Here is a 14,371-nt window from a genome sequence, read left to right as displayed (position 1 = left end):
GAACAACACCGCCTGGTGCTGCGGTAGCAGGCTGATTTCCTGATACCAACCGGGAGATGGTCAGATCGTTTTCGGCCTATTTCAGGGCAAAAAAAAAACGGGCTAGCCTAAGCTAACCCGTTGAATTTTTTGGCGGAGGAGTAGAGATTCGAACTCTAGAACGCTTTCGCGTCGCCGGTTTTCAAGACCGGTGCCTTCAACCACTCGGCCACTCCTCCGCAATGAGGCGCACTATAAACAGAGTGCCGGACCTTGTAAAGTATCATTGCGCTCAATCGCCTGAAAAATAACCTACCCGGTTCTAAACGCATGTAAAATCGCCATAACGCTCATAAATTTAGCGATTTATAGCGTAAAGAAGGGTAAAACATCTTTAATAACGATCTGTAACTATTTATTCTTTGCTATTGAATAATGACCCCCTTAAAGAGAGAGTCGCTAATATGGATCGTATTGTTGTTTCCTCTACACGTGAAAGCGCCCTACTCAGCACACATAAAGTGTTGCGTAACACCTATTTTTTGCTGTCGCTGACTCTGGGCTTCTCTGCTGTCACCGCAACCGCAAGCACTGTACTTAATTTACCGGCTCCCGGCTTACTGTTAATGCTGGTGGGTTTTTATGGTTTGATGTTCCTGACCCACAAACTGGCAAATAGTCCGGCCGGCATTCTGGCAGCTTTTGCGTTGACGGGTTTTATGGGATATACGCTTGGTCCCATCTTAAGCACGCTGATCTCATCTGGCGCAGGTGATATCGTGATGTTGGCTCTGGGCGGCACGGCCTTGGTATTTTTCTGCTGCTCAGCCTATGTTTTGACCACCCGCAAAGACATGTCTTTTCTGTCCGGCATGCTAATGGCAGGTTTTGTCGTATTGATTGTGGCAGTCATTGCCAATCTGTTCCTGCAAATCCCCGCCTTGCATCTGGCAATAAGCACTCTGTTCATCCTGTTCTCTGCGGGCGCGATCCTCTGGGAAACCAGTAATATCATCCACGGCGGTGAAACCAACTATATTCGTGCGACCGTTAGCCTGTATGTTTCGATCTACAATATCTTCGTCAGCCTGTTAAGTATTCTGGGCATTATGCGTAACGATTAATTCGCCTTAGTGGTATAAATTCAAAAAGCTCCACACTGTTGGAGCTTTTTTTCGTCTAAACCAAAGGTTCTTGGCCTGAAAAAAGTTTGCTAAACTTCGGCACAATCGTATTACATCCGGGGAATTATTTTGGAGTTTGAAGGCCGTATCATTAAAACCGATGCACAGGGATATCTGATGGACAGCGCTGACTGGAATGAAACGCTGGCGTTGCGGTTGGCAGAGCAAGAGAGCATTCAACTTACTGATGCGCATTGGGAAGTGGTGCGCTTCGTCCGGGCATTCTATTTAGAATTCAATACTTCACCAGCAATCCGTATGCTGGTAAAAGCGATGGCGCAAAAATACGGCGAGGAGAAGGGCAATAGTCGTTATCTGTATCGTCTGTTCCCGAAAGGGCCGGCGAAACAAGCGACCAAGATTGCGGGCTTGCCAAAACCCGTCAAATGTATCTGACCGCTAATAGCGAATTTTAAAACCATCGTATTCGGTTATCCCACACGGTTCGATCAATACCTTTTCCACACTGGCGCTGCGCGGACCACCTTTCTTCAACCAGTCAATCAATTGTTCAACCTTGCGCCGCTCACCACAAGCGACAACCTCCACACTCCCGTCATCGTTATTGCGGACATAACCGCTGACACCGAGTTCGACGGCACGGCGCTGGGTACTGTAACGAAAACCCACGCCCTGAACGACCCCGTAAACACTGACGGCGATTGATAACGTTGCCATCCGCACTCTCCTCTTCTACCAGCATGCTGCTCGTTTCCGCTAAGCGACATTCTATTCACCAGACGGTCTCCTCGCCAGATTTAAACCATACCCTAAGTATGATGGTCAGCAGAGGAATACTTTATAAAATCCATAGTAATTCGCTGCAACCGACTTGAAAAAAAGCGTTAAGCCCCCATGTAGAAAGTGTCACTGTTTGCTCAGGAGATTATATGATTATCTGTAAATTTGGTATCGGACAACAGATCCGTCATAAACTTCTGGGGTATCCAGGTGTCGTTATTGATATCGATCCTGAATATTCATTGGAATCCCCGGCATGGGAGGAGATCAAGGCTCATGACACACTGCGTAACGCCCCCTGGTATCACGTAGTGATGGAAGATGATAACGGCCAGCCGATTCATACCTATCTGGCAGAGGCTCAGTTGATACAGGAAGAAGTTAACCCGAATGTCCATCCTTCATTAAATGAGCTCGCGGAAGTTATTCAACGCAAAGCCCCGCAACTTCGTCACTAAGTTGAGATTGGCTGAGAGATGTTATCCGTCAACGACCATCCGCAATGTTTACCGGTTCAAATAACCAAACCGGTAAACGGCTCATGGCTTTTTCTCTAATCTTAAACGCGGAATTTCAATTTTTGGGCATCGATCCATCACCACCGCCAATCCCGCCTCTCTTGCCAGAATAGCCGCCGGTTCATTAATGACGCCGATCTGTAACCATAAAACTTTTGCACCGATGGCTATCGCCTGTTGAGCAATTTCATAAGCCGCCTCCGGTTGACGGAATACATCCACCATATCGATGCGCTGCGGGATGTCTTCCAGGCTGGCATAAACCTGTTGTCCCAATAACTTTTGTCCGGCCAACTTTGGACTGACTGGTATAACGTCATAACCCTGCTCAAGCAAGTATGCCATCACACCATAACTTGGGCGGGTTGTTTTCTCGCTGGCACCGACAAGTGCGATGGTTTTTACCGTTTTTAGTACAGTTTCAATTTCGTGATCTTTGATCATGACCTGCCTCTCTTTATATCTCGCATTTTAACACCTCGTGTTTTAGCGTAGAGGACCATGGCACCATCGTGGCGATTTTCCATGCATTCATGCCGGATTTTTGACGACGGTTCGCATTTTTTCCTTTTTATCTCTTTGCACGGAAACCCCGCTTCCGTAATCTGTTGGTACAACCCATTAGCTTTAGCATACCGATTGAAGGATGTAACCATGGAGTTCACCACCCGCACCATTGCCGCACACAAACATATTGCTTTGGTTGCCCACGATCACTGTAAACAAGCCCTTCTTGACTGGGTTACGACCAACATGACGCAACTTGCCGATCATAAGCTTTATGCTACAGGAACCACCGGTAATTTGATTCAGTTGCATACCGGCCTGCCCGTAAAAAGTATGCTGAGCGGCCCGATGGGAGGAGACCAGCAGGTTGGCGCCCTGATCTCCGAGGGCAAAATTGATATGATGATTTTCTTTTGGGATCCACTGAATGCCGTCCCTCACGATCCAGACGTCAAGGCGTTGCTGAGATTGGCCACCGTCTGGAATATCCCGGTCGCCACCAATCGTTCAACAGCCGATTTTCTGATCAACTCAGAATTGTTTAGAAATCCGGTACAAATTTCCATTCCCGATTATCAGCGTTACTTGCAGGATCGCTTGAAATAAGCCCCGATCCCGATATTAAGGCCGACAATACCAAGTCGGCTTTTTTCATCGGTTTATCCCGGTTTACGTTGTATCGGCACGCCCAATTGCTGAAGCTGTGAAATAAATACTGATGGATTTTTAGTATCCTGTAATAACCAAACCCGATGCCTGGCTCTGGTCAACGCGACGTAGAGTAAACGCCGCTCTTCAGCATCCGGGAAATCCTCTGTTTCAGGCAATAATACCGCTTCAAGCACCGATTCCCGCGCCGGTGCGGGAAAACCGTCTTTACCATCATGCATACCCACAATAATCACATACTCAGCCTGTTGGCCCTTACTGGCGTGTACGGTCATAAAGTCGATAGACAAATTCGGCCATTTTGTCGCGGCTTTCTGCAATATATCGGGCCGCAAATGGTGATATCGCGCCAATATCAAAATACGCTCATCGGGTTTCACAAAGCCGCTTAATTTATCCAGCAAGGCCTCCAGTTGCTCAAGCGGCAAGATGGTTACCGCCTTTTTATCACCTTTGGTAAGGCTGTTCAGCGGCTTTTTGAGTTGATGAGGATTCTGCTGTATAAACTGATTCGCCACTTCACCGATACGTTCATTAAAGCGATAGGTGGTGTCCAGCGCGCACTGCTCGCTGATGCCGAAATTTTGCTCGAACGCCGTTGTCAGCGTCAGTTCGGCCCCGCTGAAACGATAGATAGCCTGCCAGTCATCACCGACAGCAAACAGACTCGTTCTGCTGTTCTGTCGCCTTAATGCCGCCAGTAGGCGGGCTCGTTGCGGGGAAATGTCCTGAAACTCATCAACCAGAACATGTTTCCACGGGCTGACAAACCGGCCTTTGTCCAACAGATTAACGGCCTGATGAATCAAACCGGAAAAATCGACGGCATTTTCATCTTTCAACGCTTTTTTCCAGGCTTTTAACAACGGCGCCATCAGCCGAACCCGCTGTTGAAACAATGGCCGAATATCTTCTGAAGCCTGTTCAATCATTTCAGCCTGACTGCCGCCATGCATGCGCATCAATCCCAGCCAGCGCTCCAGGCGCCCCGCAAGCCGTTCAGCCAATGCGCGATCATGCCAGAAATCACCGTCGGGCAGGTCCCACGCCAGTTCTTCCGTGAGCCATTGCCGCCAGCCCTTCGCCTGTGTTTTTTTCTCGGTACACTGTTGCTGCCAGTTTTTTATCAGCAACTCACGTCGCTTTTTACTGTCGCTTTCCAGTTGACTGATCATCGGTGCTTTCCGGCTGCTCTGCTGGATAATATGCAACGCCAGCGCATGGAAGGTCTTGGCTTGAATCTCTTCCGTATGCAAACGTGACTGAATACGTTCATTCATTTCTTCCGCTGCTTTGCGGCCAAATGCCAACAGCAGAATTTGATCGGGCGTTGCTTCCCCACGATGCAGCAACCAGGCGGCACGAGCGACCAGCACGGAGGTTTTGCCACTACCGGCGCCAGCAAGCACCAACACGGCCTCTTCACCATTGATGACCGCCATACACTGGGCGCGATTCAACGGCGTGGTTTCCACCGACTGGAAGAATGCCTGTTGCTCCACCAGCACTCGCGCCATCCACGCCTGATTACATTTCGTCCGCTCCTGGTTTCCGTGATCCAACCATTGCAGGCAAAGCCGGTAGTTATCGCGACAATCATCAAATTCGTCCAGACGGACGACGGGAAGCGGCAGCGAGGCAAAAGTGCTGTGAATATCTTCCTGTAAACGGGCAAGCGCCTTGCGGCTGAACCAGCCATCCTGCTGGGTCAGCACATGAATATCATGCGCCTGCTTTTGCAGCACGCCTGCGCTTACCTGGCTCATTTCCTTGCTCCAGTCTTGCCAGGATTTCAATAAATAACGAAAGAACGCCTGTGTTTCCTGCCACTCCGTTCCGTGCAATCGCACCACTTTATGCTCGGGCAGTTCAAACTCCAGTTCTCCCCATACCAACCCGCGTTTACAGTGAATGTTAATAAGTTGATTAAAGGGGATAATGTATTCATGCCTGTCACCACTCACCTCGACGCCGGCATTAAGCAGCCTCACCCGGTTATAAGGATGCTGCGCCAAATGTTTACCTAAAGAGGTAGATTTAAGTTCCATTATGTTTGCGCCATAAAATTATGAGATGTTACTCGCTATCACCGTAGTCTACCTGTTATCGGTATTTACGCTCTACCCTTAAAAACAGGTTGGGATATCCTGACACTTGATGTGATAATTCTTTTATCATCATAGGCTTTGGTTACCCTGGAAATGCAGGAGAGATTATGCGCACAGTATTGAACATTCTGAATTTCGTACTGGGAGGTTTTTTCACCACACTATGCTGGCTGCTGGCGACAGTGGTGAGTGTTCTATTGATCTTTACGCTACCGCTAACCCGCTCGTGCTGGGAAATCACCAAACTATCATTGCTGCCTTACGGCAACGAGGCCATTCACATCAATGAACTGCGCCCGGAAGAGAAAAATCCGGTTCTCAATGCGGGCGGTTCGTTGCTGAATATCTTCTGGTTTATTTTCTTTGGCTGGTGGTTGTGTCTGTCACATATCGTTACCGGTATTACGCAATGTATCACTATCATTGGCATTCCTGTGGGCATCGCCAATTTTAAAATCGCCGCCATCGCGTTATGGCCCGTTGGACGTCGCGTGGTGTCCGTTGAAGTAGCGCAGGCGGCACGTGAAGAAAACGCGCGGCGCCAGTTTCGTTAATCATACCAGAGGATAGACCGTTGCTCACTTTTTCGTCTGGTATCCGCCGCTATACCTATAACAGCAATTGGCTATATAACATCCGCATTCTTATTGCCTTTACCGGTGCGGCCGCCGTTCCCTGGTGGTTTGATCAACCAACCGCCACTATCCCGTTAACGCTGGGCGTGGTGGCAGCGGCCCTGGCGGATCTGGACGATCGTCTGACAGGACGTCTGCGTAATCTGTTTATTACGCTGACCTGTTTTTTTATTGCTTCGGTTTCCATAGAGCTTCTCTTCCCTTACCCCTGGCTATTTGGTCTGGGGCTGGCGTTATCAACCTGCGGTTTTATTTTGCTTGGGGCATTAGGGCAACGTTATGCCACCATCGCCTTTGGCGCGTTACTCATCGCGGTCTATACCATGCTGGGGATATCACTCTACAGCACCTGGTATCAGCAACCCATCATGCTGCTGATCGGCGCTTCCTGGTATAATCTGCTTACCCTGCTTGGGCATCTGATTTTTCCTATCCGCCCTTTGCAAGATAATCTGGCGCAGTGTTATCAACAACTGGCTCGATATCTGGACGCGAAAGCCAATTTGTTTGATCCAGATATTGAGGACAAAACCGATCAGCCGCTCATTGACGTCGCCATGGTAAATAGCCAGTTGGTCGCCACATTGAATCAAACAAAATCATCGCTACTTACCCGACTGCGCGGAGACCGCGGTCAGCGAGGGACGCGACGGACGTTACATTATTATTTCGTGGCTCAGGACATCCATGAGCGTGCCAGTTCATCCCATGTGTACTATCCGCAACTGCGAGAAAAATTTCGCTACAGCGATCTCCTGTTCCGTTTCCAACGCCTGCTTTCCATGCAGGCCCGCGCCTGTCAGCAACTGGCGCAATCCATTTTATTACGCGATAAGTATCAACATGATAGCCGGATAGAACGGGCTTTCGTGCATCTTGAATCCGCAGTTAAGCGCGCCTCGGAAAGCCAAAGTACCGATACCTCGCAAATAAAGGCCTTGCAGTACTTGCTGAACAATCTACGGGCGATTGATGCGCAGCTTTCAACGATAGAATCAGAACAGGCAATCGAACGGGAAAGTAATCCTGAGAATACCTTAGCGGATGACAAAATCACCAGCTGGAGCGATATTCGCCTGAGGATCAGTCGCCATCTGACACCACAGTCAGCGCTGTTTCGTCATGCCATCCGCATGTCGGTATTGCTCTGTAGCGGTTATGCCTTTATTCAGGTCACCGGTATGGAGCATGGTTACTGGATCCTGCTGACCAGCCTGTTTGTCTGCCAACCTAACTACAATGCGACGCGGCGCAGGCTGGCGTTGAGAATCATCGGTACATTGACAGGTATTCTGCTCGGCTTGCCCATTTTGTACTTTGTGCCTTCGCTGGAGGGACAACTGATCTTGATCGTTATCAGCGGCGTACTGTTTTTTGCCTTCCGAAACGTACAATATGCACATGCCACCATGTTTATTACCCTATTGGTATTGTTGTGTTTTAATCTGTTGGGTGAAGGATATGAAGTCGCCGCGCCGCGTGTCATTGATACGTTGCTGGGCTGCGCCATTGCCTGGGCAGCGGTCAGTTTTATCTGGCCGGATTGGTGTTTTCGCGGGCTGCCAGCGGTTATCAATAAAACACTGCTTGCCAATGGCCGCTATCTTAATGCCATTATGCTGCAATACCGTGAGGGGAAAGATAATAGCCTGGACTACCGTATTGCGCGCCGCGATGCCCACAACTGTGATGCAGAATTAGCCTCAGTGGTTTCCAATATGTCATCAGAACCCCACGCCATCAGAAACAAATTGGATAGCGCTTTTCGCTTTATGTGTCTGAATCACACGTTGCTGAGCTATATCTCTACGCTGGGCGCACACCGGGAAAAAATCACCTCTCCAGAAATTCTACAATTACTGGATGACGTGGTTCGCTATGTGGATGACGCATTGCATCATGATGAGACAGAAATCCCGCGCATCAACCAGGGGCTGAATGCCATGATGAGCCGCATTCAATCCCTGTCCGCAGAGCCTGGCAGTAAAGAATTATTGATTCTTCAACAGGTTGGGCTACTTGTTGAACTATTACCCGAACTTACTCAACTAAAAAACCGCATGATTAAGTTGCAAAATAGTTAGCATAAAAATGCCACTTGCTCAGTGCTTATGCCCTTTGAAAAAAGACTCGGCATTGCGCTCATACCATTCCAGTAATTCATTACGTATCCTGATCGGGAGGGCGGCCTGATGCGTTCCACATATCGCCCCAGCCAGCGCCAGGAGTATATTTACGCTGAGATTGGCGCTGACGGCACGCAGTTTCAGATAACTTGTTTTGGCGCCGCACTGCTGTAGTTCATCAATATTCCTGATGCCAGCCTTCCATAGTAAGCGCTCAAGATCGTGGTTCAAGTTAGGTAAATCCTTTAAACGTCCACTACTGTTTTTAGCGGCTTTATCATACTGGGCGCCCGCTAACGACATTCTGGCAAACTGCAACAGTTGCAAATGATTTCTCCAGAGCGATTCATCGACCAGATAGTAATTCAACTCAATGGGTATGCCACGCTTGGTATACACCAGATGCGGCATATTGCGCTCATGGAAAAGTGCTATGTCTTTTTTACTTGCTCGCAGGTACAGCTCGCCTGCTAATACAACCCCAAAGATTATTTTATTTGCTGCAATGCTGTAGCCACCAAACTGAGAACGGGAAGTTATATCTCCCAAAGACGCAAAGTAACGCTTAGATTGCAAAATCCTTTTTTCGCATAAATGTTTCATTACTGTAACCCTTAGTATTGAAATAACCTGTCCCTGTTAAATTGGAATATCAATAACAGGAACAAGTAATTAAACACAGGGTACACGTGGCTTCAAACACAAAATGAACTTGCCGGATGTTGCATTTGGAATATGCGAAGCGCTTTGAAAAAAATCAGGTTGATTTTCATTTATACAGCAGTTACTGTATATGCATACAGTAACACTATGGGTAGAACTCATTATGCGTACTCAACCGCTCAGCGTTTACAACGCACAACAATCAAGGCTTGCGAATAACCCTCGTCCTGCGGATTCATCTGCATCCTGTGGGGGAATAATCAGTGAAATCGTTTATAACGCCGAACAGCCAATTGTTACGCATTTATTACTACCTTTGTTACAGCAATTAGGCGCACAGTCACGTTGGCTGCTTTGGCTATCACCACAACAAAAACTGAGTCGTCCCTGGTTACAACAATCGGGGTTGCCGCTGGATAAAATCGTTCAATTGCATCATATCAGTCCTATACTGACGGTAGATGCAATGGAAAAAGCGTTGCTGACAGGCAATTACAGTGCCGTACTATGCTGGTTAACAGATGATTTGACAGAAGAAGAAAGGGTCAGGTTGCGTCAGGCGGCACAAGTTGGCAATACGTATGGCTTCATTATGCGACCGGAAACCCCGAATCGCGGCCCCTATAGACTCTTTCCGAGCCTAAAAATTCACTCAACATTGTATCATTAAGTAAATTAAGAAATTTCTTAGTCATTTTCAGGGTTAAATGCCGTTTACCCCGGCACAGCCTTATTCCAGAGGCGTCGGTACGGATCAAGCAAAACAAAAAATTCATATTATCTGTCAAAATCATCTACTATTTGTTAGCAAGTGTGAATGAATTGCTCGTTTTTACATGATGCGAGTCACATCATACTTGTAACTTTTCCATCACGTTGTAGACTTTAACTCGCTGGAGTTGCTCTTTTATAACGTCAGTTGACTGACAGTGAGTCATAAAATAAGAGCAAAAAATTCCTATTAAAGGATTTTAACCAAAGGTCAATTAGCTTAACCGAGTTAATAGCCGATTTGGATGATAAATGAGGCGTACAAAATGAAAAAAACAGCTATCGCAATTGCAGTGGCACTGGCTGGCTTCGCTACCGTAGCGCAGGCCGCTCCGAAAGATAATACCTGGTATGTAGGTGGTAAACTGGGTGTATCTCAATTCCACGACACCGGTTTCTACGGAAACGGTTATGAAGGTATTAACAACAACCCTATCAAAAGCAAATTAGGCGCAGGTGCTTTCGTTGGTTATCAGGCCAACCCTTACCTGGGTTTTGAAATGGGCTATGATTGGCTGGGCCGTCTGAAATATGCCGGTTCCTCAACGTCAAACACTGACAGTGCAAGCTTCAAAGCACAGGGTATTCAACTGGCTGCCAAACTGAGCTACCCGGTTATGTCTGATCTGGACGTTTATACCCGTTTAGGTGGTATGGTATGGCGTACTGACAGCCATGCCGCACAAGGCGGCTTTGACCGTAACAACGACGATACCGGCGTTTCTCCGTTGGCGGCAATCGGTGTTGAATACGCATTCGACAGAAACTGGGCTGCCCGTGTGGATTACCAGTGGGTCAGCAACATCGGTGACGCAGGTACAGTCGGCGCTCGTCCTGACAACCTGCTGATGAGCGTTGGTGTTTCTTACCGTTTCGGTCAGGATGACGCTTATGTCGCTCCGGCACCAGCCCCGGCTCCGGCTCCAGTTGTTGAAACCAAACGTTTCACGCTGAAATCTGACGTTCTGTTCAACTTCAACAAAGCAACGCTGAAACCAGAAGGCCAGCAATCTCTGGATCAACTGTACTCTCAGTTGAGCTCTATGGATCCTAAAGATGGTTCCGTTGTGGTTCTGGGCTTCACTGACCGTTTAGGTTCAGAACAATACAACCAGGGCCTGTCTGAAAAACGTGCTCAGAGCGTAGTTGATTACCTGATCGCTAAAGGTATCCCAGCGAATAAAATCTCTGCTCGTGGTCACGGTGAATCCAACCCGGTTACCGGTTCTACTTGTGACAACGTGAAACCGCGTGCTGCACTGATCGAGTGTCTGGCTCCGGATCGTCGCGTAGAGATCGAAGTTAAGGGCATCAAAGACGTGGTAACTCAGCCTCAGGCTTAAGTTATTGACGAAAAAAACCTCGCTTCGGCGAGGTTTTTTTGTTTAACGTCTCATGAACATCAATACCACTAAAGATTACCTTTCTTTATTCAGCATGGCTTCAAGCCCTTGCTTTAATGATGACATCTGACTGGCATACTTTTCTTTATGCTCCGCGTCTTCTATCAGTTGAACTATCGTTTCCGATAACGTATTCCCACGCCGCTGCGCTAATCCCGCCAACCTCTGCCAGACCAGATACTCCAGATCAATTGATTTCTTGCGGGTATGCTGATGTTCGGCATTGAAATGGCGTTTACGCCTCGCACGAATCGTTTGCTTCATGCGGTTTTCCAATGCCGGATTCATACACTGCTCAATCCACTCCTGCACCTTCACAGGTTGATTTTCCATTTTCAACAGTAAATTTACCGCTTCATCTGCCGCGCTTTGTTCCATAAAACGGGTGATTTCCTCACCTTCGCGGTGTTTTTTCACCAGATATTTCCATTTCCACCCACACTCAAGATTTTCTAATTGTTGATATTTCATATTAAATTCTTCAGTGACCGTGTAACGTTCTACATAGAATAACAGTTTTTTGACAAAGTAGACCTTCTTCACCTTCTTTTTAAGGCTATTTCTTATACAACTCAAGCCTTCATTCTTGATAGGGCGACTCTCCTTCTGTGCAGCCCGCATTATTCTTGTATAATCACGCTTTTCCTTCAGACGACTAAATTTGATACTTTGACCAGTAACCGACTTGCATGGCAGCATTTACTGCCCGACAACACGCCTTATCAAACATTGTTCACTCAGGCAGCACAACTTGCGCCTGCTGAATTCTCCGCCATTCAACCTCGTCTGGCTGACAGTTTGACGCTTTTTTGCCATTCTCGTGCGCCCTCTCGCTTCATGCTGCTAAAAGCACAGGAAAATAGCGAGTATATGGCGCTGATAGCCAATGCGGTGAATGCCATCAGGTCAGAGGCCAGCGAATTGTACGGCAGTCGATACGTGGTTGAGGGCCGCCACGTCCGTGTTGAACCAGCAACGCAAGCCGATGATAATTTTGCCGCACAGCACGCCTGCTGTTATCAGGAATGGATTGAGCCAGAGCAGTTATTTGGTTGTGTTCGGTATTTTCAGGATGAGATCACACTTCATCCTGGATTGATTCATCAGGTCAATGGCGGCACATTGATACTGTCTGCCAGATCATTGCTGGCTCAGCCATTAATGTGGTTGCGTCTGAAACAGACCATCACTGAAGGAATATATCGTTGGCAATCGCCGGATGAGCGAAAACCGTTGCCTGTCGATATACCGCCAATGCCATTGAACGTTCGTTTGATTATCCTGGGCGATCGGGAAAGCCTGGGTGACATTCACGACATGGAGCCAGAGCTAGGCAGCCTGGCGGTTTATGGCGAGTTTGAAGCACAGTTGCAGCTTATTGATGCCGATGATATGGAACGTTGGTGTGCCTACATCAATTCACTGTGTCAGGAAAATCAACTGCCTTTGTTATCGGCTGATGCATGGCCTGAATTCGTCAATCTGTCCGTGCGCTATAGTGGTGACCAGAGTTGCCTGCCGTTGTGTCCGCTATGGCTGACGCATCAGCTAAAATATGTCGCACTCTACGCTCAAGATCAGGAAATCAGCGCTCAGACACTGATTAACGCGGTAGCAGCCCGTCGCTGGCGCGAGGGTTATCTCTACGAGCGTATGCAGGATGAGATAGAACTGGGCCAGATTTTGATCGAAACCGAAGGATATGTTGTCGGACAGGTCAACGGTCTTTCCGTACTGGAATATCCCGGCTATCCCATTATGTTTGGTGAGCCGACGCGCATTAGTTGTGTGGTTCATCCTGGCGACGGTGAATTTACCGACGTTGAGCGAAAAGCAGAGCTTGGCGGCAATCTGCATGCCAAAGGCATGATGATTATGCAGGCATTTTTGATTGCCGAACTTCAACTTGATCAGCAATTCCCTTTATCCGCATCCATGGTGTTTGAACAATCCTATGGCGAAGTTGATGGAGACAGCGCTTCACTGGCGGAACTCAGCGCTTTTATCAGTGCGCTTTCCTTGCAACCGATTAATCAACAGATTGCCGTAACCGGTTCGGTCGATCAGTTTGGTCATGTACAACCAATTGGCGGGATAAATGAAAAAATCGAAGGTTTCTTTGAAGTTTGTCAACGCCGTGGTCTGACCGGTCAGCAAGGTGTAATCCTGCCTGCGGCGAATCGGCGTCATTTGTGTTTGCAGCAGGATGTGGTTGCCGCCGTTCGTGATGGGCATTTCCACCTTTACCCGGTAGAAATGGCATCAGAAGCGATATCGTTACTGACGAATGTCGCTTACGATGACGAACACCAGCCAAGTTTACTGGCAGCCATTCGGGAGCGAATCGGCCAGTTAAATCCTCAGGAACGGCGACGCTTCCCCTGGTTTTTCCGCTAACTGAACTGGTTTAACCAGACGTAACGGACTTGCCCGGCGTACAGGTGTACGCTAACCTGCGTGCTTCAATAAAATAAGGCTTACAGAGAACATGGTAGATAAACGCGAATCCTATACAAAAGAAGATCTTCTTGCCTCCAGCCGCGGTGAACTGTTTGGCCCACAAGGACCACAGTTACCAGCCCCGAACATGTTGATGATGGATCGGGTGGTAAAAATGACCGAAGATGGCGGTCACCATGGCAAAGGCTATGTGGAAGCCGAACTGGATATCACCCCTGATCTGTGGTTTTTTGGCTGTCATTTCATTGGCGATCCCGTTATGCCGGGCTGCCTGGGTCTGGATGCCATGTGGCAGTTAGTCGGCTTCTATTTGGGCTGGCTGGGCGGCGAAGGTAAAGGACGCGCGCTGGGCGTGGGTGAAGTGAAGTTCACCGGGCAGGTATTGCCGACAGCGAAAAAAGTGACTTATCGTATCCACTTCAAGCGCGTTATTAATCGTCGTCTGGTCATGGGGATTGCTGATGGCGAAGTCTTGGTAGATGGTCAGTTAATCTATACCGCGAATGAGCTCAAAGTCGGGTTATTCAAAGATACCAGCGCCTTCTGATCGCCATAACGGGCGACACATTCCTGTTTCGCCCGTTGTCTTATTCTCGCCATCTTGTGG

15 protein-coding genes and 1 tRNA gene are annotated in these 14,371 nt (G+C 48.2%); 10 read left to right on the top strand and 6 right to left on the bottom strand.

The genetic code is table 11. The features are described 5' to 3' along the window. Positions 1-130: 130 nt before the first annotated feature. Positions 131-218 (bottom strand) — tRNA-Ser (locus NC856_RS00145). Positions 219-443: 225 nt separating this feature from the next. Here NC856_RS00145 and yccA point away from each other — a divergent pair. Both yccA and tusE read left to right on the top strand, forming a co-directional pair. Continuing rightward, positions 444-1,103, top strand: coding sequence for an FtsH protease modulator YccA (gene yccA, locus NC856_RS00140; protein WP_264088377.1), 660 nt, complete (start codon positions 444-446; stop codon positions 1,101-1,103). A gap of 126 nt (positions 1,104-1,229) precedes the next feature. Continuing rightward, on the top strand, positions 1,230-1,559 hold the full coding sequence (gene tusE / locus NC856_RS00135) for a sulfurtransferase TusE (protein ID WP_264088873.1): 330 nt from the start codon (positions 1,230-1,232) through the stop codon (positions 1,557-1,559). A gap of 3 nt (positions 1,560-1,562) precedes the next feature. Here the strand turns inward: tusE and yccX are convergent, their stop codons facing one another. Next, positions 1,563-1,841: an acylphosphatase gene (gene yccX, locus NC856_RS00130; protein WP_264088376.1), complete on the bottom strand. Its 279-nt coding sequence runs from the start codon at positions 1,839-1,841 to the stop codon at positions 1,563-1,565. A 212-nt stretch (positions 1,842-2,053) separates the two neighbouring features. Here yccX and hspQ point away from each other — a divergent pair, with 212 nt between their 5' ends. Next, positions 2,054-2,362, top strand: a complete 309-nt coding sequence (gene hspQ / locus NC856_RS00125; RefSeq protein WP_264088375.1) for a heat shock protein HspQ — start codon at positions 2,054-2,056, stop codon at positions 2,360-2,362. An 81-nt stretch (positions 2,363-2,443) separates the two neighbouring features. Here the strand turns inward: hspQ and NC856_RS00120 are convergent, their stop codons facing one another. Next, positions 2,444-2,863 (bottom strand): CoA-binding protein, encoded by a 420-nt coding sequence (locus NC856_RS00120; protein WP_264088872.1) that lies wholly within the window; start codon positions 2,861-2,863, stop codon positions 2,444-2,446. A 213-nt stretch (positions 2,864-3,076) separates the two neighbouring features. On the opposite strand from NC856_RS00120, the gene NC856_RS00115 reads away from it, so the two are divergent. Then, positions 3,077-3,535, top strand: coding sequence for a methylglyoxal synthase (locus NC856_RS00115; RefSeq protein ID WP_264088374.1), 459 nt, complete (start codon positions 3,077-3,079; stop codon positions 3,533-3,535). 53 nt (positions 3,536-3,588) lie between these two features. Here the strand turns inward: NC856_RS00115 and helD are convergent, their stop codons facing one another. Beyond that, a complete protein-coding gene (helD, locus tag NC856_RS00110) occupies positions 3,589-5,646 on the bottom strand; it encodes a DNA helicase IV (protein WP_264088373.1) in 2,058 nt (685 codons plus the stop codon). A 167-nt stretch (positions 5,647-5,813) separates the two neighbouring features. Between helD and NC856_RS00105 the strand changes: the two genes are divergently transcribed. Both NC856_RS00105 and yccS read left to right on the top strand, forming a co-directional pair. Next, a complete protein-coding gene (locus tag NC856_RS00105; RefSeq protein WP_264088372.1) occupies positions 5,814-6,260 on the top strand; it encodes a YccF domain-containing protein in 447 nt (148 codons plus the stop codon). A 20-nt stretch (positions 6,261-6,280) separates the two neighbouring features. Continuing rightward, positions 6,281-8,425, top strand: a complete 2,145-nt coding sequence (yccS, locus tag NC856_RS00100) for a YccS family putative transporter (protein ID WP_264088371.1) — start codon at positions 6,281-6,283, stop codon at positions 8,423-8,425. An 18-nt stretch (positions 8,426-8,443) separates the two neighbouring features. On the opposite strand, the gene NC856_RS00095 is transcribed toward yccS, so the two are convergent. Next, complete coding sequence (locus tag NC856_RS00095; protein ID WP_264088370.1) at positions 8,444-9,070, bottom strand: TfoX/Sxy family DNA transformation protein; 627 nt, start codon at positions 9,068-9,070, stop codon at positions 8,444-8,446. Between the two features lie 223 nt (positions 9,071-9,293). Here NC856_RS00095 and sulA point away from each other — a divergent pair, with 223 nt between their 5' ends. Both sulA and ompA read left to right on the top strand, forming a co-directional pair. Beyond that, positions 9,294-9,800: an SOS-induced cell division inhibitor SulA gene (gene sulA / locus NC856_RS00090; protein WP_264088369.1), complete on the top strand. Its 507-nt coding sequence runs from the start codon at positions 9,294-9,296 to the stop codon at positions 9,798-9,800. Positions 9,801-10,167: 367 nt separating this feature from the next. Beyond that, positions 10,168-11,244, top strand: a complete 1,077-nt coding sequence (ompA, locus tag NC856_RS00085; RefSeq protein WP_264088368.1) for a porin OmpA — start codon at positions 10,168-10,170, stop codon at positions 11,242-11,244. Positions 11,245-11,319: 75 nt separating this feature from the next. On the opposite strand, the gene matP is transcribed toward ompA, so the two are convergent. Beyond that, entirely contained in the window at positions 11,320-11,775 is a 456-nt protein-coding gene (gene matP, locus NC856_RS00080) for a macrodomain Ter protein MatP (RefSeq protein WP_264088871.1), read from the bottom strand. 198 nt (positions 11,776-11,973) lie between these two features. Here matP and NC856_RS00075 point away from each other — a divergent pair, with 198 nt between their 5' ends. Next, entirely contained in the window at positions 11,974-13,701 is a 1,728-nt protein-coding gene (locus tag NC856_RS00075) for a Lon protease family protein (protein ID WP_264088367.1), read from the top strand. Positions 13,702-13,792: 91 nt separating this feature from the next. Further along, positions 13,793-14,311 (top strand): bifunctional 3-hydroxydecanoyl-ACP dehydratase/trans-2-decenoyl-ACP isomerase, encoded by a 519-nt coding sequence (fabA, locus tag NC856_RS00070; RefSeq protein WP_264088366.1) that lies wholly within the window; start codon positions 13,793-13,795, stop codon positions 14,309-14,311. Positions 14,312-14,371 lie beyond the last annotated feature (60 nt).

The sequence above is a fragment of the Brenneria izbisi genome, from assembly GCF_025840185.1.
GTDB lineage: Bacteria > Pseudomonadota > Gammaproteobacteria > Enterobacterales > Enterobacteriaceae > Brenneria > Brenneria izbisi.
This window is presented reverse-complemented; position numbering and strand designations above follow the sequence as displayed.

Excerpts from the sequence above, each read along its gene's own strand:
- yccA (WP_264088377.1), top strand. The coding sequence starts at position 444 with ATGGATCGTATTGTTGTTTCCTCTACACGTGAAAGCGCCCTACTCAGC.
- yccX (WP_264088376.1), bottom strand. The coding sequence starts at position 1,841 with ATGGCAACGTTATCAATCGCCGTCAGTGTTTACGGGGTCGTTCAGGGC.
- hspQ (WP_264088375.1), top strand. The coding sequence starts at position 2,054 with ATGATTATCTGTAAATTTGGTATCGGACAACAGATCCGTCATAAACTT.
- NC856_RS00115 (WP_264088374.1), top strand. The coding sequence starts at position 3,077 with ATGGAGTTCACCACCCGCACCATTGCCGCACACAAACATATTGCTTTG.
- helD (WP_264088373.1), bottom strand. The coding sequence starts at position 5,646 with ATGGAACTTAAATCTACCTCTTTAGGTAAACATTTGGCGCAGCATCCT.
- NC856_RS00105 (WP_264088372.1), top strand. The coding sequence starts at position 5,814 with ATGCGCACAGTATTGAACATTCTGAATTTCGTACTGGGAGGTTTTTTC.
- NC856_RS00095 (WP_264088370.1), bottom strand. The coding sequence starts at position 9,070 with ATGAAACATTTATGCGAAAAAAGGATTTTGCAATCTAAGCGTTACTTT.
- sulA (WP_264088369.1), top strand. The coding sequence starts at position 9,294 with ATGCGTACTCAACCGCTCAGCGTTTACAACGCACAACAATCAAGGCTT.
- ompA (WP_264088368.1), top strand. The coding sequence starts at position 10,168 with ATGAAAAAAACAGCTATCGCAATTGCAGTGGCACTGGCTGGCTTCGCT.
- matP (WP_264088871.1), bottom strand. The coding sequence starts at position 11,775 with ATGAAATATCAACAATTAGAAAATCTTGAGTGTGGGTGGAAATGGAAA.
- fabA (WP_264088366.1), top strand. The coding sequence starts at position 13,793 with ATGGTAGATAAACGCGAATCCTATACAAAAGAAGATCTTCTTGCCTCC.